We start from the raw sequence: 24919 nt of genomic DNA on the forward strand, positions 1-24919 counted from the left end.
GCACGGCCCCGCTATAGACTGAGGATCTCTTTGACGAACGGAATGGTCAGCTTACGCTGGGCGGTGATCGACGCGCGATCGAGCTGATCCAGCGTCATAAACAGCGTGCGCATCTCGCGATCCAGCCGCTTCAGCAGGAAACGGCCCACGTCTTCCGGTAGCTCAAAGCCGCGCAGTTTGGCGCGCAGCTGCAGGGCCTGCAATTTCTCATCATCCGACAGCGGCTGCAGTTTATAGATCTGCCCCCAATCCAGACGCGACGCCAGATCCGGCAGCTGCAGGTTCAGCTGGCGCGGCGGACGGTCGCCGGTAATAAACAGCCGGGTGCGCCCGGTTTCCAGAATGCGGTTATAGAGATTGAAGATCGCCATTTCCCACTCTTCGTCGCCGGCGATGCATTCGATGTTGTCGATGCAGACCAGCGCCAGCTGCTCCATACCGTCCAGCACTTCCGGCACGAAATAGGCGCGCTTGTCGAGCGGCACATAGCCCGCAGCTTCCCCGCGCTGTGAAAGCTCAGCGCAGGCCGCATGCAGCAGATGGCTGCGTCCGCCGCCTTCGCGCGACCAGAAATAGATATAGCTGCCGTGTTCCTGACGAACGGCAGACTGGATCGCAGCTAATAGGGACGGATTCTCCCCCGGATAAAAACTGGCGAACGTTTCATCATCGGGAAGATAAAGTGGCAGTGAAAGCTGTGCCGGCGTATTCAGAAGCACCTCAACCAAAACTGGCAGGAAAACGGCGTCAGTTTAACATAGAAAACGCACACTGTTGAACCAGTAGGATCTTATGCCGTAATAGTAGGCAACATGCTGCAACAATCGCCGTTCCATCCGGGCGGCTTGCACTTTTCGGATAAGCTGTCCTAGTATAAAAATGCAAAACCGCACTACCATCACAACGGCTTATCACAAGGATTTAAACGATGAAATCATGGAATAAAATTTTACTGGCTTCACTGATCGGTTTGGCGCTGGCGGGCTGTGATGACGCCTCCAAGGTTGACAACAACCTGGATAAAGCCAAGGACAGCGCAGAACAGATGAAAGACGCCGCGGACAAAAAGGCCGAGCAGTTGACCGACAGCGCCAAAGCCAAGGCACAAGAGCTCAAACAGGCCGCAGCAGAGCAGGCCGATCAGCTGAAAGATCAGGCCTCCTCGCTGAAAAACGACGCCGGCAAACAGGCCGAAGCCATCACTAACGATGCCCAGGCCAAGGCGGAAGCCATTAAACAGCAAGCAGACCAGCAGAGTCAGCACCTGGTTGAACAGGCGAAAACGATCAAAAATGACGCCATCAGCGGCGCGAACCAGCTCACCGAAGAGGCGAAGGCGAAAACCTCGGAAATTCAGCAGAGCATCGATAATAAACAGCAAGAGGCGCAAAAACAGGCCGAAGCTGCCGACGCACCGGCGGAACAGCCACAGCCCGCAAATCAGTAATCCTCACATTACGGCGCGCCAGCGCGCCGTAAACCTCAGGGATGAACCCGCGTCATCCCTGGCTGCCCGGCGCGGACGCCCGCACTATTTCTGCTCCAACCCCTCGTCGGCGTCAATCACCTCTTCTTCCTTGCGCAGCAGGCTAATCAGCTTGAACAGCAGGCTCAGAGCGATGCCGACGATGGTCGCCAGCGCCATGCCCTTCAGTTCCGCCGCGCCGATATGCACCTTGGCGCCGCTGACGCCGATAATCAGGATCACTGCGGTCAGGATCAGGTTCTGCGCCTTGTTGTAATCCACCTTCGAGTCAATCAGTACGCGGATTCCCGACGCGCCGATCACGCCGTACAGCAGCAGTGAGACGCCGCCCATCACCGGCACCGGCACCGCCTGGATCGCCGCCGCCAGCTTGCCGACGCAGGAGAGCAGAATCGCCAGAATCGCCGCGCCGCCGATCACCCAGGTGCTGTAAACCTTGGTAATCGCCATCACGCCGATGTTCTCACCGTAGGTCGTATTCGGCGTCGAGCCGAATAAGCCGGAAATCACCGTGGAAATACCGTTGGCGAACATCGAACGATGCAGGCCCGGCTCGCGGATCAGATCCTTTTTAACAATATTGGCGGTCACCACCAGATGCCCGACGTGTTCGGCGATCACCACCAGCGCCGCCGGCAGAATGGTGAAAATAGCGAACCACTCAAAACGCGGCGTATAGAAGGTTGGCAGCGCAAACCAGTGCGCTTCGCGAATCGGCGTCAGATCGACCACGCCCATAAAGAACGACAGCGCATACCCCGCCAGCACGCCGATCAGAATCGGGATAATCGCCAAAAATCCACGGAACAGCACCGAACCGAGAATGGTGACACCCAGCGTCACCAGCGAAATGGTGATGGTGGTGCCGTCCGCTGCTGCGCCGTCCGCCGGCAGCAGCCCTGCCATATTGGCCGCCACGCCCGCCAGTTCAAGACCGATAACCGCAACAATCGCCCCCATCGCCGCCGGCGGGAACATCACGTCGAGCCAGCCGGTGCCGGCTTTCTTGACGATCAGCGCCACCAGACAAAACAGCAGGCCGCAGACGATAAAGCCGCCGAGCGCCAGTTCATAACCCAGCGGCAACAGCAGCAGCACCGGTGAAATAAAGGCAAAGCTGGATCCCAGATAGGCCGGAATCTTGCCTTTACAGATAAACAGATACAGCAACGTGCCGACGCCGTTAAACAGCAGCACCGTGGCCGGGTTAATCTTGAACAGGATCGGCACCAGCACGGTGGCGCCAAACATGGCGAACAGATGCTGAAGGCTGAGCGGGATGGTCTGCAGCAGCGGCGGTCGCTCGCTAACGCCAATGGCGCGACGGGTCATGAGTGTTTTTCCTCGTGCTTATTGATTTTATAAGTTGTAAGCCAAAAAAAAGCCGACTCGTTAAGTCGGCTAATTATCTTATTTGGTACCAAATATCTTGTCGCCGGCATCGCCCAGCCCCGGCACGATGTAGCCGTGCTCATTCAGGCACTGATCGATGGACGCGGTATACAGCTCAACGTCAGGGTGCGCTTTTTCCAGCGCTTTGATCCCTTCCGGCGCCGCCACCAATACCAGCACCTTAATGCTGGTGCAGCCGGCTTTCTTCAACAGGTCGATCGTGGCGATCATCGAGCCGCCGGTCGCCAGCATCGGGTCTACCACCAGCGCCATACGCTCTTCAATATTGGATACCAGCTTCTGGAAATACGGCACCGGTTCCAGGGTTGTTTCATCGCGATAAACGCCGACTACGCTGATGCGCGCGCTAGGCACGTGTTCCAGCACCCCTTCCATCATGCCGAGACCCGCACGCAGGATCGGCACCACGGTAATTTTTTTCCCTTTAATCTGTTCAACTTCAACCGGCCCGCACCAGCCTTCAATCGTGACCGTTTCGGTAGCCAGATCGGCGGTCGCTTCATAGGTCAACAAACTCCCCACTTCAGAAGCCAGCTCACGAAAGCGTTTGGTGCTGATTTCGTGGTCGCGCATCAGGCCAAGCTTGTGTTTTACCAGCGGGTGTTTCACCTCAACGATCTTCATCATTTTTCTCCTATTAAGGTGGTTGACGGCCAAAAAAATCGCGGGATTATACCGCCTTTTTCCCGCCACGCCACCCACAATAGCCCGATCGGGATCAACAAAAGTATGATTATCAGTATAGGGGATGAAAATGTAGATCGGCCTCACAAGCCGCTCGCAAACGTTTGCCTGCACTGTTAGAATTGCCGCGCCGGGTTCCGGAAGCAAAGGCCGGAAGCCCCGTTTTTCAATCCGCAAACCGTCGTGGGGATCGCGCAGTGACCGACAAAACCTCTCTCAGCTATAAAGACGCAGGTGTCGATATCGATGCTGGCAATGCATTGGTAGACCGTATCAAAGGTGTAGTAAAACAGACCCGTCGCCCGGAAGTGATGGGAGGGTTGGGCGGTTTTGGCGCGCTGTGCGCGTTGCCGCAGAAATACCGCGAACCGGTGCTGGTTTCCGGCACTGACGGCGTGGGCACCAAACTGCGTCTGGCCATGGATCTGAAGCGTCACGACACCATCGGCATCGACCTGGTGGCCATGTGCGTCAACGACCTGGTGGTACAGGGCGCAGAGCCGCTGTTCTTCCTGGACTACTACGCCACCGGCAAGCTGGACGTCGACACCGCCGCCAGCGTTATTACCGGCATTGCCGAAGGCTGTAAACAGTCCGGCTGCGCGCTGGTAGGCGGCGAAACCGCTGAAATGCCGGGCATGTACCACGGCGACGACTATGACGTGGCCGGCTTCTGCGTCGGCGTGGTCGAAAAGTCTGAAATCATCGACGGCAGCAAGGTGCAGGCCGGCGACGCGCTGATCGCGCTGGGCGCTTCCGGCCCGCACTCCAACGGCTACTCGCTGGTGCGTAAAATCCTCGAGGTCAGCAATACCGACCCGACCACCACTCAGCTGGACGGCAAACCGCTGGCCGACCACCTGCTGGCGCCGACTAAAATCTACGTGAAATCGGTACTGGAACTGATCGCCAACCGCGAGGTGCACGCCATCGCCCACCTGACCGGCGGCGGCTTCTGGGAAAATATCCCGCGCGTACTGCCGGAAGGCATGCAGGCGGTGATCGATGAATCCAGCTGGCAGTGGCCGGCGGTGTTCAACTGGCTGCAGCAGGCGGGTAACGTCAGCCGTCACGAAATGTACCGCACCTTTAACTGCGGCGTCGGGATGCTGATTGCCCTGCCGGAAAGCGAAGTAGAGGCCGCCATCGCCCTGCTGAACGCGGCAGGTGAAAAAGCCTGGAAAATCGGTAAACTCACTGCATCTTCCGACGAACAGCAAGTGGTCATTCAGTGATGAAAAAGATTGTGGTGTTGATCTCCGGCCAGGGGAGTAATCTCCAGGCGCTGATCGACGCCTGCCAGCAGGGGCGGATCGCCGCCGAGATCGTCGCAGTATTCAGCAACAAGGCGCAGGCCTATGGTCTGCAACGTGCCGAGGCGGCAGGCATTGCCGCCCACGCGCTGGATGCCAAAGCCTTTGCCGACCGCCAGGCGTTTGACGACGCGCTGGCGGACGCCATCGACCAGTACCAGCCGGATCTGGTGGTGCTGGCCGGCTATATGCGTATTCTCAGCGCGCCGTTCGTCCAGCGCTATGCCGGCCGGATGCTGAATATCCACCCTTCTCTGCTGCCGAAATATCCGGGTCTGCATACCCATCGCCAGGCGATCGACAACGGCGATGACGAGCACGGCACTTCGGTACACTTCGTCACCGAGCAGCTCGACGGCGGGCCGGTTATTCTGCAGGCCAAAGTGCCGATCTTCCCCGGCGACGAAGAAGATGAGATGGTTGAGCGGGTACAGGTGCAGGAGCATACCCTCTATCCGCTGGTGGTCGGCTGGTTCGTCGATGGCCGTCTGGCGATGCGCGACAACGCCGCCTGGCTGGACGGCGAACGCCTGCCCGAACAGGGGCACGCCGCCGACTGAGCGCGCTTTCTAAACCAATCCTCAACGGCGCCCTCCGGCGCCGTTTTTTTTACCTCTTCTGGCCGACTCAACGCTATACTTCCCCGTATGTCAGTCACATAGGAGAATACACATGCCTGGTTCCGCCAGCGTCCGCCTACGCCCACTGGAGCGGGATGATTTAACCTTTGTCCATCAGATGGACAATAACGCCAGCGTCATGCGCTACTGGTTCGAAGAGCCTTATGAAGCCTTTGTCGAACTGTCCGACCTGTACGATAAACATATCCACGATCAGAGCGAACGTCGCTTTATCATTGAGCACGAAGGGGCTAAGGTCGGCCTGGTCGAGCTGGTGGAGATCGATCATATTCACCGTCGGGCGGAGTTCCAGATTATTATCGACCCGACGCATCAGGGTAAAGGCTACGCCAGCACCGCCGCCAAACTGGCGATGGACTACGGCTTCTCCGTTCTGAACCTGTATAAGCTGTACCTGATTGTCGACAAAGAAAACCCCAAAGCGATCCATATCTACAGCAAACTGGGTTTTGAAGTGGAGGGGGAACTGATTAACGAATTCTTCGTTAACGGCGAATACCGCACCGTATTGCGCATGTGCATTTTCCAGCCGCAATACCTGGCAAAGTTCAAAGCCGCGCCCAAGAGTGAAAAATTAGCTAAATAAAATGTAAACATTGCCGATAATCTAAATTTAATGTAAATAGATTTCGGCAATAAATCACCAGACATAATAACAGCCGTCAGATCCGTGAATAATCCGCTGGCATCAGGCGTTATTCATTATTGACCGTCATCAATTATAATGACAACATCGATATTACAGTTCGTCGTTGCCGATTATTAATAAACGTTACTTAAGAATGGATTATCTTAATCAGGAAAGATGCGAAAATACAATATACTTTGGTATGTCTGGATTTTATGGGCACTGCTAATCATTATCTGGTTATCTTGGGATACTCTATTAAATAACAAGATGAATCCGATAATGGTAGCTATTGCCGTCTTTTGTTCATTACTTATTATTCAAGCAATATATAGCATATACAGGAAGGACCCCATGCAGCTATTTAATAAATCCAAGAAAAATCCCACAGAGAAGTCCGGTAAAAAAACGGACGATGCCAAGCCCCTGCACAATGATATGAAAGAGCCGGTCAAGACGGCCCCCGCGCCGCCGCCATTAGCGGAACTACTGGAAAGCAGCAAACCGGTTAAGGCCATCAAGGACACCTTTGTCTCACAGGGCACCCAGCTGACCGGCACCATTGAAGGCCAGGGCAACATTATTGTCGAAGGCGTGATTGAAGGCAGCCTGACCTGCTCCCACCAGGTGCGCATCGAACCGACCGGCCATGTGAAAGGTGAAATCCACGCCCAGCATATTATGATCAACGGCTCCGTCGAAGGCAGCTGTCACGCCGACAGCCTGACCATCCAGCCGAAAGGCCATATGCGCGGCGATATTTTTACCGACGAGTTTTCTATTGAGAAAGGCGGCGTGTTTGTCGGGCAGTCCCAGCTGATGCCGCAAACGGCCGCCGGCGCCGGCAAGGTCACGGCGCTGAAAACGGCGCGCCCCGCCCCTGCCGATGCGGCCCCGCAGCTGCAGGAACCGCAGCAGGTCAAATAGCCTCAGCCATAGCGGCCCGTGATGTAATCCTCCGTCCGCCGCTGGCGGGGAGAGGTAAAAATGGCGTCGGTATCGTTATATTCCACCAGGCGCCCCTGGTGGATAAACGCCGTATAGTCCGAAACGCGCGCCGCCTGCTGCATATTGTGCGTCACCAGCACCACCGTGTAACGCTGTTTCAACGTCGAAATCAGCTCTTCGATGGTCAGGGTAGAGATCGGATCCAACGCCGACGTCGGCTCATCGAGCAGCAGCACTTCAGGCTCAATGGCGATGGCGCGGGCAATCACCAGCCGCTGCTGCTGGCCGCTGGACAGCCGCAGGGCGTTTTCCCGCAGCCGGTCCTTCACCTCATGCCACAGCGCCGCCGCGCGCAGCGAACGCTCCACCGCCTCATCCAGCACCCGCCGCTCGCGAATGCCCTGCAGACGCAGGCCGTACACCACGTTTTCGTAAATCGATTTCGGGAACGGATTCGGCCGTTGGAACACCATCCCCACCCGCCGGCGCAGCGCCGCTACGTCAATGTCCGCACCGGAAATCAGCTCGCCGTTCAGCTGCAGATCGCCGTCAATACGGCAGTTGTCCGCCAGATCGTTCATGCGGTTAAAACAGCGCAGCAGCGTGGATTTACCGCAGCCGGAGGGGCCGATCAGCGCCGTAGCCCGGTGCTTCGGAATCCGCAGCGAAATATCATGCAGCACCTGTTTGTCACCGTAAAACAGCTGCAGCCCGTCAGCCGCCAGCGCCGTATTCTGGTCATCCAGCTGCTGCACATCCAGCCTGGGCAAACTGCCCGGCGTTTTTAATCCCATGAAGCGATCCCCAAACTCGTTATCACCGTTACTGCTCCCATACCCGGTAACGCTCCCTGAGCGAATGACGGATGCCCATCGCTGCCAGATTCAGCCCGACGACGATCGCCACCAGCAGGAAAGCGGTGGCGAACACCAGCGGCCTGGCCGCTTCGACGCTGGGACTTTGGAACGCCATATCGTAAATCTGGAAGCTCAGGTGCATAAACTTACGTTCCAGATGTAAATACGGAAAAATATCGTCCACCGGCAACACCGGCGCCGACTTCACCACGCCGACCAGCATCAGCGGCGCGGTCTCACCCGCCGCCCGTGCAATCGCCAAAATCAGGCCGGTCATCATGGCCGGCGCCGCCATCGGCAACACAATGCGCCATAAGGTCTCCGCCCGGCTGGCGCCCAGCGCCAGCGACCCCTGACGCAGCGAAACAGGTATCCGCGACAGCCCCTCTTCGGTCGACACGATCACCACCGGCAGCGTCAGCAGCGCCAGCGTCAGCGCGGCCCACAGCACGCCGGGCGTGCCGAAGGTCGGGTTGGGCAGGGACTCGGCATAAAACAACCGATCGATGCTGCCGCCGATCAGATAGACAAAAAAGCCCAGGCCAAATACGCCGTAGACGATAGAAGGCACCCCGGCCAGATTGACCACCGCGATGCGAATCAGCCGCGTCAGCAGGTTCTTGCCGGCATACTCATGCAGATAAACGGCGGCAATCACCCCGAACGGCATCACCACGATCGACATCAGCACCACCATCAGCACGGTGCCGAAAATCGCCGGGAAGACGCCGCCTTCGGTATTGGCCTCGCGCGGGCTGTCGCTCAGAAACTTCTTCACCTGCTCGCCCCAGTGCGCCATTTTCTGGCCGAATGTCATCGCATTGGGGTACCAGGCATCGCGTATCTGGCTCAGGGGAATGGTATGCACCTGGCCGCGCATATCCCGCAGCAGCAGCGCGTCGCGCTGGCGATCCCGGTTCAGCCCGTCCAGCCGATCCGCCAATTGACGATACTGACGCTGCAGTTCCAGCCGCTCGGCTTTCATCTGCGCCTGGGCGCGGGCATCAAACCTGTCGTCACGCCGGAGCTTTTTCTCACGCAGGTTGAGCGCGGCAAACTGCTCATTAATCCGCGCCATCTCATGAATCTGAATATCATGCGCCTGGCGCGACAGCGCCGCAATTTGCGGCAGGCGCTGCTGCAGCGCCTGGCTAAGATCGCGGCCGGTCAGCGGCTGGCCGTCCTCCAGCAGGCCGGCCAGAAAACCATAGGCGGTGCCGTTGCTGTTGCGCTCCAGCACCATCAGGTCGCGCGGCGTGCTCTGACGGCGAATATCGCTGGCCAGCAGCGTACGGAAATCCTGCCCCTCACTTTCGCGGTTACCGACCTTGATCAGATAGCGGGTGACCTGCTCCGCCTCACCCGGTGGCGTCACGCCCGCTTCCTGTAACTGCCGGCGCGAAATCGTCTGCTGCTGATACAGTTCGCCGATCAGCGTTACCGGCCCGGCCGCCGCCTGATTCAGCTCAAACTGATACACCGGGCTGGGCCAAAAATAGCGCATGCCCTGCCCCGCCAGCAGCAGCAAAATGCCGAGCAGCGCCAACAGGCTGACGCTGACCGATCCGGCGGTCAGCCATACCCAAGGGGAACCCGACTTTAGCCAGGATCTCATGGCGCCTCCTGATTCTGGCTATAGCGCTCGCGCAGCCGCTGGCGAATCGCCTCAGCCAGCGTGTTGAAAATAAAGGTAAACACAAACAGCACCAGCGCGGTCAGGAACAGCACCCGGTAGTGGCTGCTGGCGAACACCGCCTCCGGCATTTCAATGGCGATATTCGCCGCCAGCGCACGCAGCCCCTGGAACAGACTGCCGTCGATAATCGGCGTATTGCCGGTAGCCATCAGCACGATCATGGTTTCCCCTACCGCCCGTCCGAAACCGATCATCAGCGCCGAGAAAATGCCGGCGCTGGCTGCGGGCAACGTTACCCTCACCACCGTCTGCCAAGCCGTGGCGCCCAGCGCCAGCGATCCCTGAGTGAGCGACGTCGGCACGCTGAACAGCGCATCCTCCGCCAGAGAGAAAATAATCGGCACCAGCGCAAAACCCATCGCCACGCCGACCACCAGCGTATTACGCTGATCAAAGTCATCGCCCAGCCAGACGTGCATCGGCTGGCCGAACAGCAGCGTCTCCAGCCAGGGGCCGAGGATCATCGCCAGCCAGACGGTCAGCGCCATCACCGGCAACAGCAGCAGTAAATCGGCGCCGGGACGCAGCCGGCCCGGCCACCAGCGCTTCTGAGCCAGGCCGCATCCTATCACCGCGCCGGCCAACAGCAGCGGCAACGCCAGTATCACCAGCAAATGGCGCTCGATCACCGGCGCCAGCCAGATGCCCGCCACCAGCCCGATGACTACCGTCGGCAATGCCCCCATCACTTCGATCGCCGGTTTCACCAGCCGCCGCAGCGCCGGCGACATAAAACAGGCCGTATAGACAGCGCCGCCCAGCGCCAGCGGAATCGCGAACAGCATCGCATAGACGGCGGCTTTCAGGGTGCCGAAAATCACCGGCGCCAGGCTGAACTTGGCCTGATAGCTGTCCTCCCCGGAGGTAGACTGCCAGACCAGCGCCGGCTGCGGATAGTTCTCATACCAGATCTTCTGCCACAGCGAGCGCCAGGTTACGTCAGGGTAGTCATTATTCAGGCGATAGCGCTGCCAGCCCTGTGCGGTCTCCAGCAACAGACCGTCGCCGCGCGGCGCAAACGCCGCCTGCTGCACGCCGGCGGCCAGCCGGGCGCTCAGCAAAGGCCGGGACTGAATGCTGGCGTAGAGCGCAAACGCACCGTCCGGCTGTACGCTGGCGAACACCCGGCGGAACGGTTCGGCAATCACCGTAACGTCCGCAGCCGGCTGCGGCGCGAACTGCTGCGCCGCGGTCAGGCGCCAGCGCTGGTTTTTCTCCACGTCGAACCACTCCTGCAGCGTGCCGTCGGCGGCATGCACGATCAGCGCGCTGCCGCCCGGCAGCGCCGTCAGACGGTAAGGCGTCTGTTCTCCGAGCGTTTGCGTCTCCTGCAGCCGCAGCTGTGTCCCGTCGATCTGGTAACGCGCCAGTCGGTTGCCGCTCAGCAGATAGAGCTGGCGGCCATCCGGCGCCAGCACCAGTTGCTGGACGTCAGCATCCAGCGCGACGCGACTTACCGCCGCCGGCTGCTGTGCGGCAACGCGGGCAAACAACAGCTGACGCCGTTCGGTCACCGCCGCCACCAGATACTCACCGGCCTCGCGCGCCGGCGCCAGCGCCAGCTGTGTCAGCGCGCCGCCATGGGGCAGCAGAGCCCGTGGCCGCTCGCCCAGCGGCAGAGTCCAGCGCGGTTTTTCCTGCGGCGCCGCGGCAAAATCGGCCTGGGCAATCATAAAGCGCCCGTCGGCCTGCGCCAGCGCAAACAGGTCGCGCGCGCCCACCGCCCGGGCCAACAGCGTCGGCGCCGGCAGCAGCCGCTGGCTGGTCAGCAGCGTGCCGGCCGCCTGCCCCTGCCGCGCCGTCAGACGGTAAAACTGCCCTTCTCCCCGACGGTCGATGCGATAGCCCACCCGTTGCTGAACATCCATCCCGAGCGCCATGGCCGGCGACGCGTGGTTCAGCGTCAGCGCCGGTGACGTCTCGATGGACGCCGATTTAAACAGTGGCAGCACGGCAAACAGCAGGTAGACGAAGATTAACATCAGCATCATCAGCACCAGCAGGCCGCTGACGGTCACCATGGCCCGTACGCCGCTATCAATGCGCGCGCGCCGCCGATCGCGGGGAAGTTGATTTGCCGTTGTCTGTACCATCACTCTCTGTCTTTGTTGCTGGTCCGGCTTACGCCAAAAGATAACCGGGCATCTTATGTCAGATTAATGTCGTTTGCATGACAAAGTTTACCGCCGCCGGCCGGCAGATCTGTTGGACATTACTGTCAATCTCTCGCAATAATGTTGTAGGACATTAGAGCGGCATCCAGGCAGCGTGAACGATGGGCTACGGCGCCACTCACCCGCCTGCGCGGCAGGCGGCCTGGGCCGGCATAGGGGAATGCCATTCGATTTTTCCCATGATTTAACCGGAGTAATAATGGGTCAGGAAAAGCTCTACATCGAGAAAGAACTAAGCTGGTTATCCTTTAATGAACGCGTGTTGCAGGAAGCCGCAGATAAGAGCAATCCCCTGATTGAACGCATGCGCTTTCTGGGCATTTACTCCAATAACCTCGACGAGTTTTACCAAGTCCGCTTTGCCGATCTGAAACGTCGGATACTGATCAGCGAAGAACAGGGCTCCGCCGGGTCATCACGCCATTTGCTGAAGAAAATCCAGGCCAAGGTGTTAAAAACCGACCAGGAGTTCGACACCCTGTATAACGATTTGCTGCTGGAAATGGCGCGCAATCAAATCTTTCTGATCAATGAGCGTCAGGTCTCCGAGAACCAGCAAGTCTGGCTACGCCAGTACTTCAAGCAGCATCTGCGCCAGCATATTACGCCGATTCTGATCAATCACGACACCAATCTGGTGCAGTTTCTGAAGGACGACTACACCTATCTGGCGGTGGAGATCATCCGCGGTACCCATATCGACTATGCGCTGCTGGAAATTCCGTCTGATAAGGTGCCGCGCTTCGTCAATCTGCCGCCGGAGGCGCCGCGCCGGCGCAAACCGATGATCCTGCTGGACAATATTCTGCGCTACTGCCTGGATGATATTTTTAAGGGCTTCTTCGACTACGACGCGCTCAACGCCTATTCAATGAAGATGACGCGCGATGCGGAATACGATCTGGTGACGGAAATGGAGTCCAGCCTGCTGGAACTGATGTCCTCCAGCCTGAAACAGCGCCTGACCGCCGAGCCAGTGCGCTTTGTGTACCAGCGCGATATGCCGAACAAAATGGTGGAGCTGCTGCGCGAAAAGCTGGGCATCTCCAACTACGACTCGGTGATCGCCGGCGGCCGCTACCACAACTTCAAGGACTTTATCGGCTTCCCCAACGTCGGCAAAAGCAACCTGGTCAACCGGCCGCTGCCGCGCCTGCGTCATACCTGGTTCGACAAGTTCCGCAACGGCTTTGACGCCATCCGGGAAAAAGACGTGCTGCTGTACTATCCGTACCACACCTTCGAGCACGTGCTGGAATGGCTGCGGCAGGCGTCGTTCGACCCCAGCGTGCTGGCGATAAAAATCAATATTTACCGCGTAGCGAAAGATTCACGCATTATCGAATCGATGATCCACGCGGCGCATAACGGCAAAAAAGTGACGGTGGTGGTCGAGCTGCAGGCACGCTTTGACGAAGAGGCCAACATTCACTGGGCCAAACGCCTGACGGAAGCCGGCGTACACGTGATCTTCTCGGCCCCCGGTCTGAAAATTCACGCCAAGCTGTTTTTGATTTCGCGCCGCGAAGGCGACGCCATTGTGCGCTACGCCCATATCGGCACCGGCAACTTCAACGAAAAAACCGCGCGCGTTTACACCGACTACTCTCTGCTGACCGCCGATGCGCGCATTACCAACGAAGTGCGCCGGGTGTTCAACTTTATTGAAAACCCCTACCGCCCGGTGCATTTCGACTACCTGATGGTGTCGCCGCAGAACTCGCGCCGCATGCTGTACGATCTGATCGACCATGAGATCGCCAGCGCGTTGGCGGGCAAACCGGCCGGCATTACGCTGAAATTGAATAATCTGGTGGATAAAGGGCTGGTGGATCGGTTATATACCGCTTCCGGCGCCGGCGTAAAGGTACGCCTGCTGGTGCGCGGTATGTGTTCGCTGATTCCCAATCTGCCGGGGATCAGCGACAATATTCAGGCCATCAGCATTGTTGACCGCTATCTGGAGCATGACCGCGTTTACGTTTTCGAAAATCAAGGTGACACCAAGGTCTATCTGTCGTCCGCCGACTGGATGACCCGTAATATAGATTACCGTATCGAAGTGGCGGCGCCGCTGCTGGATCCGGCGCTGAAACAGCGCGTGCTGGATATTCTGGCGATCCAATTCAGCGACACCGTCAAAGCCCGTTATATTGATAAAGAGCTGAGCAATCAGTACGTGCCGCGCGGCAACCGCCGCAAGGTCCGTTCGCAAATTGCCATTTACGACTATTTAAAAGCTCTGGAACAACCAGGAAATTAGGCCAGTAACTATGCCGCTAAACAGCACTGCTACTCATAAACCATTGGAAATCGCCGCCATCGATCTGGGCTCGAACAGCTTCCATATGGTTATTGCCCGCGTCGTAAACGGCGCCCTTCAGGTATTGGGCCGCTTAAAACAGCGGGTACACCTTGCCGATGGCCTGGACGCCAATAATGTGCTCAGTGAAGAAGCAATAGAACGCGGTCTGGCCTGCCTGGCCCTGTTTGCCGAACGGCTGCAGGGCTTCCCGGCGGAAAACGTCACCATCGTCGGTACGCATACGCTGCGTCAGGCGGTGAATGCCGAAGCCTTCCTGAAACGCGCCGCCGACGTGATCCCCTACCCGATCGAGATTATCTCCGGGCAGGAAGAGGCGCGCCTGATCTTTATGGGTGTGGAACACACCCAGCCGGAAAAGGGCCGCAAGCTGGTGATCGATATCGGCGGCGGTTCAACGGAACTGGTGATCGGCGAAGATTTCGAACCGCTGCTGGCGGAAAGCCGCCGCATGGGCTGCGTCAGCTTCGCCCACATTTTCTTCCCTGAAGGCGAAATCAACCGCACCAACTTCCGCCGCGCCCGGCTGGCGGCGGCACAAAAGCTGGAAACCCTGGCCTGGCAATACCGCATCCAGGGCTGGCAATACGCTCTTGGCGCCTCCGGCTCGATCAAGGCGGCGCACGAAGTGCTGGTTGCGATGGGTGAAAAAGACGGCCTGATCACCCAGGAGCGGCTGGAAATGCTGAGCGAGCAGGTGCTGCAGTTCAAGAACTTCAGCGCCCTCAGCCTGCCGGGGCTGTCGGAAGAGCGCCAAGCGGTGTTTGTACCGGGGCTGGCCATTTTATGCGGCGTGTTCGACGCGCTGGCGATCCGCGATTTGCGTCTGTCTGACGGCGCGCTGCGCGAAGGCGTGCTGTATGAAATGGAAGGCCGTTTCCGCCATCAGGATATTCGCAGCCGCACCGCCAAAAGCCTGGCCGAGCACTACAATATCGATCGCGACCAGGCCGGCCGGGTGCTGGCGACCACCGAGCTGCTGTACGCCCAGTGGATGGCGCAAAATACCAAGCTGGTCAACCCGCAGCTGGAGGCGCTGCTGAAGTGGGCCGCCATGCTGCACGAGGTCGGGCTGAGCATCAATCACAGCGCCATGCACCGGCACTCCGCCTATATTTTGCAAAACACCAATCTGCCGGGCTTTAATCAGGAACAGCAGCTGCTGCTGGCGGCGCTGGTGCGCTTCCACCGTAAAGCCATCAAACTGGAAGAGCTGCCGCGCCTGAACCTGTTCAAGAAGAAGCACTATCTGCCGCTGATTCAGCTGCTGCGCCTGAGCGCGCTGCTGAATAACCAGCGTCAGTCCACCACCACGCCGGAAACCCTGCGTCTGTCCACCGATGACAATCACTGGACGCTGCGCTTCCCGGCCGGCTATCTGGCGCAAAATACGCTGGTGCAGCTGGATCTGGAGCGCGAGCAGGAATACTGGAACGACGTCGTCGGCTGGAAGCTGCTGATTGAGGAAGAAGACGCGCAGCAGGACGAGCAGCGCCTCGCCTGATTGCCTACTCTGCGGCCCTCTGCCCCGGCAAAGGGCCGCAGAGCGTTACGCCGGCGGCTCCTGCGCCGGTGTCACCAGCGACGTCAGCGGCACCGGCCGGCCGATATGGTAGCCTTGCATATAATCGACCCCCAACGCCCGCAGCGCCATCTGCTGCTCTTCGCTTTCGACATATTCCGCCACGATATGTAGCCGCTTCATTAACGCCACCTTGCAGATAGAGGCGATAATCTGGTGATCCACCGGGTCATTCAGCATATCGCGCACAAAGCTGCCGTCGATTTTCAGCGTATCCACCTCCAGCATCCGCAGACGATTGTAGCTGGCATAGCCGGTGCCGAAATCGTCAATCGCGATGCGGCAGCCCAGTTCGCGCAGCTCCCGCAGGGTGGTAGCCGCATAGTGGATATCCTGCATCAGGTGTGATTCGGTGATTTCCAGAATCAGCTGGTACGGCTCAATGTCATACTGCTGCAGCGCCTGGCGTACATCGCGGCTCAGCGTCGGGCGGCACAGCGTCGGCGGCGAGATGTTCACCGCAAAACGCGCGCTCGGCAGCGTATTGCGGTGGCTATCCATAAACTTCAGCGTGTTGTTCAGCACCCACAGGTCCAGCTGATACGCCAGACCAAACTCATGCACCACCGGCAAAAACTCGCTCGGCGGCAGCGTACCGCCTTTATCATCGGGCAGGCGCAGCAGAATTTCATGGTAGCTGTCGCCGCGCACCCCGGATATCGGCTGCGCCATCAGGATAAACCCGTCGCCATCCAGCGCCCGCTGCACCCGGTGCAGCAAACGCACCTTGTGCTTCAGCTCATTCTGCACGTCCTGATGATCGCTGCGGATACTCTCCGGCTCGCCGCTGGTCAGTGAAAGTTCAGCCAGCGAACTCAGCTCCCCCAGCAGCAGATGCAGGTGCTCCACTTCTCCGGCGATGCCGCAGTAGCTGACACCCAGCGGCGGATGGATCGGCAACCCGTTCCAGACCAGGCGGAAGTTCTCCAGCGTGGCGTGCACCTCCGCCACTTTGGCTTCGGCGTCATAGCCGTTAAGCCGCAGCACCAGATCGTAGCCCGGCAGCTGATAGACCTCTTCGTCCGCCGCCATCACTTTACGCAGAGTACTGGCCAGGTGCTGTTTAAAACGGATACGCAGCTGCATGCCGTAATGGCGGCTCAGCAGATCCAGTTCGGCAATGCGTAAAAAGCACAGCGTCGAGCGCGGCGCCTGCGCTAGGTCCCGCTTCAGGGCGCGCAGGTTGGGCAGGCCGACCATCGGATCCTGCAGCGAGGCGCGTCGCATTTTGGCGAACAGCACCAGCTGGCGGGAGTTAATCGCCGACAGCAGGAATACGCTGAGGGTGAACACCAGCATCATCGAGGAGACCACGGCCAGATCGTGCAGGCGCCCGTCCACCCGCACATAGCTGCGATAGTTGAAGAACAGCGCCAGCAGCGCGATCGACCAGGCGATGCAGTTCAGGTGATAGCCGAAGCGCATGGCGCCGTACAGCATCAGCGGCAGCAACAGCGTCAGGCTGTAGTCGACCCAAAACTCCTTGTGCCCGACGCCGGTGGGGTAACACAGCGCAAACACCATGCCGGCCAGCAGCAACAGCCAGAGCTGCGGCTCGCCGGTTTTGACGCCCGGCGCGACTTCCAGCCGGAAACGGCGCCGCAGCGTCCGCATAAAGCGCGGGTTATTCAGCATGCGCAGTACAAAATAGAACAGCGGCGTGGAAGAGAGGCCGGCGATCAGCAACGCATGGAAATTCACCAGCGTATGCATCAGATTGGCTCTGCCGAACACCATGCCCATCTCGTCCGGCAAAAGTCCCATACCGGTCATCAGCTGCAGGCTGAGGATAAACAGCAGCGGCGGAAACGTCAGCAGCCAGATCAGGCGCGGTGGCGTAAATCCCAGCACGTTAATGCGGGCGCACCAGCTGCGCTGCGTCTGGCAGCGGTAGCCCAACCAGCAGACACCGAGGCAGAACAGATACAGCAGCGTCATGATAATGCCGATTTCCGGCCCCAGCCGGGCGCTGTAGCGGACCATGATAGCAATGGCAATGCCGGGAATCGCCATCCAGTCATACACCATCAATAGCGAAATGCACACCGCCAGCGGCAGATAGACCAGGTACACCTTCCCCTCCGGCAACATAATGCGCGGAGACAGCCAGCCGGCCAGAGGGATAAACACCAGGCTCCAGATTAAGGGCTGGCCCCACCAACGGTGGCGTAAATCATTCCAGAGTTTCAATTTAACCATTATGAAGTGAATATCTCCGCTGACGCGCGAAGCAATTTATCGTCCAGACCTTGGTAACCTGTCAGTAAGCGGCGTCCGCCCGTCGCCGAGATCGGGGTAGCAGTGATGAAAAATTCAGCAAAATTTACAGCTGGTCACGAATTCTATGCGCAACGGTGGGTTAAAAATTGATTTAGATCAATTAATAGATAATTGTTGGTTAAAAACCGGAATAACATTACTGCGATAAAAAAAGCGCTCCACGCCGCCGGATAAAATCAAACCAACACTCAACGAACGGCAGGATTGTTTTTGCTTCCCGGTGAAATACATAGACAAATTTTGCCAGCCGCCACTAAAATTACGCCACTCATGGAAAAATGACGGGCATAACCAACAACTGCGCCACAAGGACCGATACTTCCGGAAAAATCATGCGTAAAAGAACCACCGGACAAATGACCAAAATAGTGTTGCTGGTAAGCTTTATCATTTTGATAGGCCGGCTTCTGTATACCACTCTCGCCGCCATTCCCCATCATCAGGAAAAAAATGTTTCCGCCCAGGAACAGCACATCAGTCAACCACTCAATCCGCCACGGGACAACGCCTCTGAAACGCAGTGAACGCGCGTGCCTGTCCGCGCGCCGCCGAATGGGTAAGCCGCCTGTCAACAGACGCTTTACCCATTCTTTGGCTGCGTATCGTCCCGATCATAAAAATGACGCCATACTCTGAGATGTTCTATCTTGTACAAGTTATGACTCAGGAGCTCCGCGTGCCAAGCGTTAAGGAATACCATGTCTGCCGCAACACATAATGTCAAAAAGGTGGCTGAACACCGTCAGCACATCCTGTCCCTGTTACTGAACAACAAAGCGCTGGTCGACGGCATCCTCGGCCGACCGGACGAAGAGCAGCAGCTCAGCCGCCAGGCGCTGATGGACCAGACCGCCGAAATTCGCGCGCTGGTGGAAGAGATGCACGCCGCCGACCTCGCCGACCTGCTGGAAGCGCTGCCGCAGGATGAACGCCTGGCGCTGTGGCGGCTGGTGGATCCGCCGCGCCGCGGCCAAACGCTGGTGGAAGTCGCTGAACCGGTGTGGGACAGCCTGATCGAAGAGATGAGCGATAAAGACCTGCTCAAGGCGATCAAAACGCTGGATATCGATGAACAGGCCTATCTGGCGCAGTTCCTGCCGCGTAACCTGATGGGCCGCCTGCTGACCTCGCTGGAGCCGGGGCAGCGCGCACAGGTGCGCGAGATGATGCACTACGGCAAAGAGACCGTCGGCTGGATGATGGACTTCGAGCTGGTCACGGTGCGGCCCGATGTTACGCTGGGCGCGGTGCACCGCTTTTTGCGCCAGCGCAAAACCATTCCGGACGCCACCGATAAAATCTTTGTCACCGATCGTAAGAACACTCTGCTCGGCGAACTGCCGCTGACGGCGGTGCTGCTGAACGACCCGCAAACACAGGTCGCCAGCGTGATGGACAGCGAACCCACCAGCTTCCAGCCGGAAGATAAGGCCGAAGCGGCGGCCGGCGCGTTTGAACGTTATGACCTGATCAGCGCCCCGGTGATCGACGCGCAGGGCAAACTGATGGGGCGTCTGACCATCGAAGAGATCGTCGACGTGGTGAATGAAGAGAGCGAAAGCAACCTGCGCCGCATGGGGGGCTTAAGCCCGGAAGAGGACGTATTCGCGCCGGTCAGCAAGGCGGTAAAAACCCGCTGGGCCTGGCTGGCTATCAACCTGTGCACCGCCTTTATCGCCTCGCGGGTGATTGGCCTGTTCGAGCACACCATTTCGCAGCTGGTGGCGCTGGCCGCGCTGATGCCGATCGTCGCCGGCATTGGCGGCAATACCGGCAACCAGACTATCACCATGATCGTCCGCGCGCTGGCGCTGCACCAGATTGAAGAGGGCAATATTTCTCGTCTGCTGCTCAGAGAGCTGGGCGTTGCGATCATCAACGGCCTGGTGTGGGGCGGCATTATGGGCGTGGTCACCTATTTACTGTACGACGACTGGGCGCTGGGTGGCGTGATGACGCTGGCCATGATCCTCAACCTGCTGGTCGCCGCGCTGATGGGCGTAGTGATCCCGATGGTGATGCTGAAGATGGGACGCGACCCGGCGGTCGGCTCCAGCGTGCTGATCACCGCCCTGACCGATACCGGCGGCTTTTTCATCTTCCTCGGCCTGGCCAGCCTGTTCCTGCTTTGACCTTCCGGGCCGGCCTGCGCCGGCCCGTTTTTCTATCGCTCAGGCTGCCAGCCGTCGTGATGCCACAGATGCAAAGTGGCGTAAGAGCGCCACGGCCGCCAACGTTCGGCATAGCGCTCAATCTGGCGCGGCGTCATGCCGGGAAAGCGCTGTTTAATCAGATAATCGCCGCTCAGAAATACGTCCGGCCATGACCAGGCGCGCATCGCAATATAGCTCGCCGTCCAGTCGCCGATGCCCGGCAGCGCGGTCAGCGCCTTGATGCCCTGCTCAATATCCAGCACGTTATCCAGCGCCAGCCGCCCCTCTTCCAGCGCACGCGCCAGCGCGATCAACGCTGCTGCGCGTTTGAGCTGAATACCGAGCGGCCGCAGCATCTCCGGCTGCAGCGCGGCTATCTGCCCGGCCAGCGGAAACACATGAGTAATGCCGGCGTGCGGCTGCGCCAGCGGTGTTCCCCAACGCTCCGCCATCCGTCCGGCAAACACGGCGGCCATCTTCACGCTGACCAGTTGCCCCAGCACCGCGCGCGTCGCCTGTTCGAAGCCGTTGACACAGCCGGGCAGGCGCAGGCCGGGGTCGGTCACCAGCGGCCCCAGCGCGGCGGCGATGACGTCCGGCGCCGCATCCAGATCGAACAGCTGGCGCACGCGCCGCAGCACGTCGGTCGTCACCCGGCTCAGCGACGGCGCAATCTCCACCCGCACCCGATCGCGCGCCGTTTCCGGCTGCACGCTGACCCAGCCCTGATACGACTCTCCGCCGAGCGTCACCGCGATGGAGCGGTAATAACGCCCGTCCTGCACGCACTCCACGCCGCTGACCGCACGCGCCTGTAAAAAATTCAGCATGCGCGGCCAGTCGTACGGCGGGCGATAGCCCAGATGAAACACCAGCCCGCTGTCGGCGGCGCGTGTCTGCCGGCCGCTGCTTTCACGCAGCGCCGACGGACTCAGGCGGTAGCGCTGTTTAAACAGTTCATTAAAGCGCCGCAGGCTGCCAAACCCCGCGGCGAACGCCACCTCGCTGAGCGGCATATCGGTATCCGCCAGCAGGCGCTTGGCCTGCAGCAGCCGGTGCGACTGCGCATAATCGATGGGCGAAGCGCCGAACTGCTCGGCGAAGATGCGCCGCAGATGGCGATCGGAAATCCCCAGCCGCGCCGCCAGCGCCTCACAGCTGTGTTCAGACAGGTAGCCCTGCTCAATCAGCTGCACCGCAACCTGCGCATAGCGGTTGCCCAGGTCGATCAGCGCCAGGCCCGGTGCCAGTTCCGGCCGGCACTTCAGGCAGGGGCGAAAGCCCGCCAGTTCAGCGGCGGCGGCGCTGGGGTAGAAGCTGCAGTTCTCGCTTTTCGGCGTGCGGGCGCTGCACACCGGCCGGCAGTAGATGCCGGTCGACGACACGCCGACAAAGAAACGGCCGTCAAATTTGCGATCCCGCGCGCGCAGCGCGGCATATAACGCCTGGTGTTCACTCATGGCAACGCTCGGTGTCGGTTTTTTCATCATTATGGCGCTCAGACTGCGGGCTGACGTGCGGAATTCGGACATCAAGATAGGCTTAGTTAAGCATCTCCTTAACGCTGCCGCTAAAATTTTCGCCGTCCGGCACGCGCTGCATTGCCCAGACGCCCGCTCTCGGGTAAAGTCGCCCCCCTTCATTGGCATGGGGATAGAAAATGTTTATAGGATTCGACTACGGAACGGCTAACTGTTCCGTTGCGGTGATGCGGGAAAACGGCCCGGAGCTGCTGGCGTTGGAAAACAATGAACCGTATCTGCCGTCGATGCTGTGCGCGCCGAGCCGCGAAGCGGTCAGCGAATGTCTGCACCGCCACTGGCAGGTGCCGACCGGCAGCGAGGAAAACCAGCAACTGCTGCGGCGCGCCGTCAGCTACAACCGCGAAGAGGATATTCCGGTCAACGCCGACAGCCTGCACTTTGGTCTGCAGGCGCTGGCGCACTATGTTGAAGACCCGGAAGAGGTGTACTTCGTCCGCTCGCCGAAATCATTCCTCGGCGCCAACGGGCTGAAGGCGCAGCAAATCGCGCTGTTTGAAGACCTGGTCTGCGCGATGATGTTCCATATCAAGCGCCAGGCGGAAGGCGTGCTGCAACAGCAGATCGAGCAGACGGTGATCGGCCGGCCGATCAACTTCCAGGGCACCGGCGGCGAAGAGGCCAACAGCCAGGCGCAGGGCATTCTGCTGCGCGCCGCCCAGCGCGCCGGATTTAAGCAGATCGAATTCCAGTTTGAGCCGGTGGCCGCCGGGCTGGATTTCGAAGCCACGCTGCAGGAAGAGAAAACCGTGCTGGTGGTCGATATCGGCGGCGGCACCACCGACTGCTCGGTGCTGTTGATGGGGCCGCAGTGGCGCGACAGCGCCGATCGCCAGCAGAGCCTGATCGGCCACAGCGGCTGCCGCGTCGGCGGTAACGACCTCGATATCATGCTGGCATTCAAGCAACTGATGCCGCTGTTCGGCATGGGCGGTGAAACCGCAAAAGGCATCGCCCTGCCGGCGCTGCCGTACTGGAACGCGGTCGCCACCAACGACGTGCCGGCGCAGAATGAGTTTTACAGCAGCGCCAATGCCAGACTGCTGAACGATCTGATCCGCGACGCGGCGGAGCCGGAAAAAGTGCGTCGGCTGCTGCAGGTGTATCGGAAACGTCTGAGCTACCGGCTGGTGCGCGCGGCGGAAGAGAGTAAAATCGCCCTCTCCGGCGAGGAAACCACCCGCGTACCGCTGGCGTTTGTCCAGCCGGAACTGGCAGAACTCATCAGTCAGGGACAGCTGGCGGATGCCATTTCCCAGCCGCTGCAGCGCATCCAGGAGCAGGTCACCGCCGCGCTGGCCACCAGCCAGACGCAGCCGGACGTGATCTACCTGACCGGCGGCAGCGCCCGTTCGCCGCTGCTGCGCGCGGCGCTGCAACAGCAGCTGCCCGGCATTCCGATCGTCGGCGGCAATGACTTCGGCTCGGTCACCGCCGGGCTGGCGCGCTGGGCGCAGACGCTGTTCCGTTAACCCCGCCACGGGGCATCGGGCGCGACGTCAAGGTCGCGCCCCGTTACAGAACGAGGTGAAAACCATGCCTATCGCCACGCTGAATACCGAACGTTTACGCCTGCGCGCCTGGCAAGACAGCGATCTGGCCGCTTTCGCCGCGCTGAACGCCGATCCGCAGGTGATGCGTTACTTCCCCGCCCCGCTGTCCGCCGCCGCCAGCGAAACGCAGGCCGCCGCGATCCGCCAGTTTATGCAGCAGCACGGCTGGGGATTATGGGCCGTCGAACTGCCGGGCCATGTTCCCTTTATCGGTTTTGTCGGCCTGGCCCAGGTCGGCGACGATCTGCCGCTGTCGCCCTGCGTGGAGATCGGCTGGCGGCTGGCCGCCGCCCACTGGGGCCACGGCTACGCCAGCGAGGCCGCACGGGCAGCGCTGAACCATGCGTTTTCACAGCTGCAACTGCCGGAAGTGGTGTCGTTTACCGCCGTCGTCAACCATCCCTCACGCCGGGTGATGGAACGCATCGGCATGCGCTGCGCTGACGAGTATTTTGACCATCCGCGCCTGCCGCCGGGCCACCGCCTGCGCCGCCATGTGGTGTACCGGCTGAACCGGCAGCAGTGGCGGGAGCAGGCTGACTGACGCCCGCACCTTATTCCTCGCTGGCCCGATCCAGCTGGCGAATATCTTCTGCGCTCAGCGACAGTTGCGTAGCGCCGATCAGCTCATCCAACTGGGCCAGCGAGGTGGCGCTGGCAATCGGCGAGGTAATGCTCGGCCGCGCCATCAGCCAGGCCAGCGAGACCTGAGTCGGCGTCGTCGCATGCCGCTGCGCCACGCTATCCAGCGCCTCCAGAATGCGTAAACCGCGCGCGTTCAAATAGCGCGCCACGATGGTGTCGCCACGCTGACTCTTGCCGATATCATCGGCGCTGCGGTACTTGCCGGTAAGAAAACCGCTGGCCAGCGCCCAGAAGTTGATCACCCCCAGCCCGTGCCTGACGGCAACCCCTTCCAGCGCCTGTTCATAGCCTTGTCGGGCATAGAGGTTATATTCCGGCTGCAGGGTCTCATAGCGCGCCAGCCCGTGCTGCTCGCTGACCCGCAGCGCCTCTTCCAGCCGATCGGCCTGATAGTTGGATGCGCCGATCGCCCGTACCTTGCCCTCTTTGATCAACGCGTCAAAGGTCGCCAGGGTTTCCGCCAGCGGGGTGTCGCGGTCGTCGTCATGAGATTGGTATAAATCGATATAGTCCGTCTGCAGACGGCGCAGCGAATTCTCCACCGCCTGGCGGATATAGCCGGCCGACAGCTGCGGTTTGCCGGCTGCATCGTTCATTTTCCCCACTTTGGTGGCGATAATCACCCGATCGCGCTTGCCGCTCTGTTTCAGCCATTCGCCGATCACCGTTTCCGACTCGCCGCCCTGATTGCCCGGCGCCCAGTAGGAATACACATCGGCGGTATCGATAAAATTCAGTTGGTTGTCCACCAGCGCGTCCAGCAGGCTGAAAGACGTCGCCCGATCCGCCGTCCAGCCGAACACATTGCCGCCGAACGTCAGTTTCGGCACCCTGATTCCGCTACGTCCCAATTCACGCTTGCTCATCTCACCCTCTATCAGCCAAATGGTTTGAGTAATTATTATTAGCCTGAAATATAATCAAACGCCAAAAACGCGACGCTTATCGGTAAACCCTCTTTCTCTTCATGGAAAACTGACGATTCCTCCATTTTTCCTCCAT

Annotated in this window: 20 protein-coding genes; 10 read left to right on the plus strand and 10 right to left on the minus strand. The window is 59.7% G+C overall.

Annotated features, from left to right (window positions below):
• Nucleotides 1–11: 11 nt before the first annotated feature.
• Entirely contained in the window at nucleotides 12–719 is a 708-nt protein-coding gene (gene hda / locus TAN611_RS17040) for a DnaA inactivator Hda (RefSeq protein WP_105233467.1), read from the minus strand.
• A 209-nt stretch (nucleotides 720–928) separates the two neighbouring features.
• Here hda and TAN611_RS17045 point away from each other — a divergent pair, with 209 nt between their 5' ends.
• On the plus strand, nucleotides 929–1447 hold the full coding sequence (locus TAN611_RS17045) for an E3 ubiquitin--protein ligase (protein WP_105232106.1): 519 nt from the start codon (nucleotides 929–931) through the stop codon (nucleotides 1445–1447).
• An 84-nt stretch (nucleotides 1448–1531) separates the two neighbouring features.
• On the opposite strand, the gene uraA is transcribed toward TAN611_RS17045, so the two are convergent.
• Both uraA and upp read right to left on the minus strand, forming a co-directional pair.
• A complete protein-coding gene (gene uraA, locus TAN611_RS17050) occupies nucleotides 1532–2818 on the minus strand; it encodes a uracil permease (protein WP_105232107.1) in 1287 nt (428 codons plus the stop codon).
• Between the two features lie 78 nt (nucleotides 2819–2896).
• Nucleotides 2897–3523 carry a uracil phosphoribosyltransferase gene (upp, locus tag TAN611_RS17055; RefSeq protein ID WP_105232108.1) on the minus strand — a complete coding sequence of 209 codons (627 nt, stop codon included), beginning with the start codon at nucleotides 3521–3523 and terminating at the stop codon, nucleotides 2897–2899.
• 257 nt (nucleotides 3524–3780) lie between these two features.
• On the opposite strand from upp, the gene purM reads away from it, so the two are divergent.
• The 4 genes from purM (at nucleotide 3781) to TAN611_RS17075 (ending at nucleotide 7092) form a co-directional block, all read left to right on the plus strand.
• A complete protein-coding gene (gene purM / locus TAN611_RS17060) occupies nucleotides 3781–4818 on the plus strand; it encodes a phosphoribosylformylglycinamidine cyclo-ligase (RefSeq protein ID WP_105232109.1) in 1038 nt (345 codons plus the stop codon).
• Nucleotides 4818–5456: a phosphoribosylglycinamide formyltransferase gene (gene purN, locus TAN611_RS17065; RefSeq protein WP_203066783.1), complete on the plus strand. Its 639-nt coding sequence runs from the start codon at nucleotides 4818–4820 to the stop codon at nucleotides 5454–5456. Before purM ends, purN begins: the two co-directional genes overlap by 1 nt.
• Nucleotides 5457–5568: 112 nt before the next feature.
• Nucleotides 5569–6123, plus strand: a complete 555-nt coding sequence (speG, locus tag TAN611_RS17070; protein WP_105232111.1) for a spermidine N1-acetyltransferase — start codon at nucleotides 5569–5571, stop codon at nucleotides 6121–6123.
• Nucleotides 6124–6519: 396 nt separating this feature from the next.
• Entirely contained in the window at nucleotides 6520–7092 is a 573-nt protein-coding gene (locus TAN611_RS17075) for a polymer-forming cytoskeletal protein (RefSeq protein WP_187044294.1), read from the plus strand.
• A 2-nt stretch (nucleotides 7093–7094) separates the two neighbouring features.
• Here the strand turns inward: TAN611_RS17075 and pstB are convergent, their stop codons facing one another.
• The 3 genes from pstB to TAN611_RS17090 are packed head-to-tail and all read right to left on the minus strand — an operon-like array spanning nucleotide 7095 to nucleotide 11759.
• Nucleotides 7095–7907, minus strand: coding sequence for a phosphate ABC transporter ATP-binding protein PstB (gene pstB, locus TAN611_RS17080; RefSeq protein WP_105232113.1), 813 nt, complete (start codon nucleotides 7905–7907; stop codon nucleotides 7095–7097).
• Between the two features lie 28 nt (nucleotides 7908–7935).
• Entirely contained in the window at nucleotides 7936–9585 is a 1650-nt protein-coding gene (pstA, locus tag TAN611_RS17085) for a phosphate ABC transporter permease PstA (RefSeq protein WP_105232114.1), read from the minus strand.
• The gene (locus TAN611_RS17090; protein ID WP_203066784.1) at nucleotides 9582–11759 is read right to left on the minus strand and encodes an ABC transporter permease subunit; all 2178 of its coding nucleotides are present in this window, start codon (nucleotides 11757–11759) and stop codon (nucleotides 9582–9584) included. The genes pstA and TAN611_RS17090 overlap by 4 nt, the downstream gene beginning before the upstream one ends.
• Nucleotides 11760–12039: 280 nt before the next feature.
• Here TAN611_RS17090 and ppk1 point away from each other — a divergent pair, with 280 nt between their 5' ends.
• The gene (gene ppk1, locus TAN611_RS17095) at nucleotides 12040–14103 is read left to right on the plus strand and encodes a polyphosphate kinase 1 (protein ID WP_105232116.1); all 2064 of its coding nucleotides are present in this window, start codon (nucleotides 12040–12042) and stop codon (nucleotides 14101–14103) included.
• Nucleotides 14104–14113: 10 nt separating this feature from the next.
• Nucleotides 14114–15667, plus strand: coding sequence for an exopolyphosphatase (gene ppx, locus TAN611_RS17100; RefSeq protein WP_105232117.1), 1554 nt, complete (start codon nucleotides 14114–14116; stop codon nucleotides 15665–15667).
• A gap of 45 nt (nucleotides 15668–15712) precedes the next feature.
• On the opposite strand, the gene TAN611_RS17105 is transcribed toward ppx, so the two are convergent.
• Together TAN611_RS17105 and TAN611_RS23725 are read right to left on the minus strand one after the other, a co-directional pair.
• Nucleotides 15713–17944 (minus strand): EAL domain-containing protein, encoded by a 2232-nt coding sequence (locus tag TAN611_RS17105; protein WP_105232118.1) that lies wholly within the window; start codon nucleotides 17942–17944, stop codon nucleotides 15713–15715.
• A gap of 269 nt (nucleotides 17945–18213) precedes the next feature.
• On the minus strand, nucleotides 18214–18507 hold the full coding sequence (locus TAN611_RS23725) for a hypothetical protein (protein WP_187044291.1): 294 nt from the start codon (nucleotides 18505–18507) through the stop codon (nucleotides 18214–18216).
• A gap of 216 nt (nucleotides 18508–18723) precedes the next feature.
• Here TAN611_RS23725 and mgtE point away from each other — a divergent pair, with 216 nt between their 5' ends.
• Nucleotides 18724–20157, plus strand: coding sequence for a magnesium transporter (gene mgtE / locus TAN611_RS17115; RefSeq protein ID WP_105232119.1), 1434 nt, complete (start codon nucleotides 18724–18726; stop codon nucleotides 20155–20157).
• Between the two features lie 32 nt (nucleotides 20158–20189).
• On the opposite strand, the gene alkA is transcribed toward mgtE, so the two are convergent.
• A complete protein-coding gene (gene alkA / locus TAN611_RS17120; RefSeq protein ID WP_197950093.1) occupies nucleotides 20190–21668 on the minus strand; it encodes a DNA-3-methyladenine glycosylase 2 in 1479 nt (492 codons plus the stop codon).
• A gap of 170 nt (nucleotides 21669–21838) precedes the next feature.
• Between alkA and yegD the strand changes: the two genes are divergently transcribed.
• Complete coding sequence (gene yegD, locus TAN611_RS17125; protein ID WP_203066785.1) at nucleotides 21839–23191, plus strand: molecular chaperone; 1353 nt, start codon at nucleotides 21839–21841, stop codon at nucleotides 23189–23191.
• Between the two features lie 64 nt (nucleotides 23192–23255).
• The gene (locus tag TAN611_RS17130) at nucleotides 23256–23816 is read left to right on the plus strand and encodes a GNAT family N-acetyltransferase (protein WP_187044288.1); all 561 of its coding nucleotides are present in this window, start codon (nucleotides 23256–23258) and stop codon (nucleotides 23814–23816) included.
• A 10-nt stretch (nucleotides 23817–23826) separates the two neighbouring features.
• Here the strand turns inward: TAN611_RS17130 and TAN611_RS17135 are convergent, their stop codons facing one another.
• Nucleotides 23827–24783: an aldo/keto reductase gene (locus TAN611_RS17135; RefSeq protein WP_203066786.1), complete on the minus strand. Its 957-nt coding sequence runs from the start codon at nucleotides 24781–24783 to the stop codon at nucleotides 23827–23829.
• Nucleotides 24784–24919 lie beyond the last annotated feature (136 nt).

Source organism: Serratia sp. Tan611 (assembly GCF_905188235.1).
GTDB lineage: Bacteria > Pseudomonadota > Gammaproteobacteria > Enterobacterales > Enterobacteriaceae > Serratia_B > Serratia_B rhizosphaerae.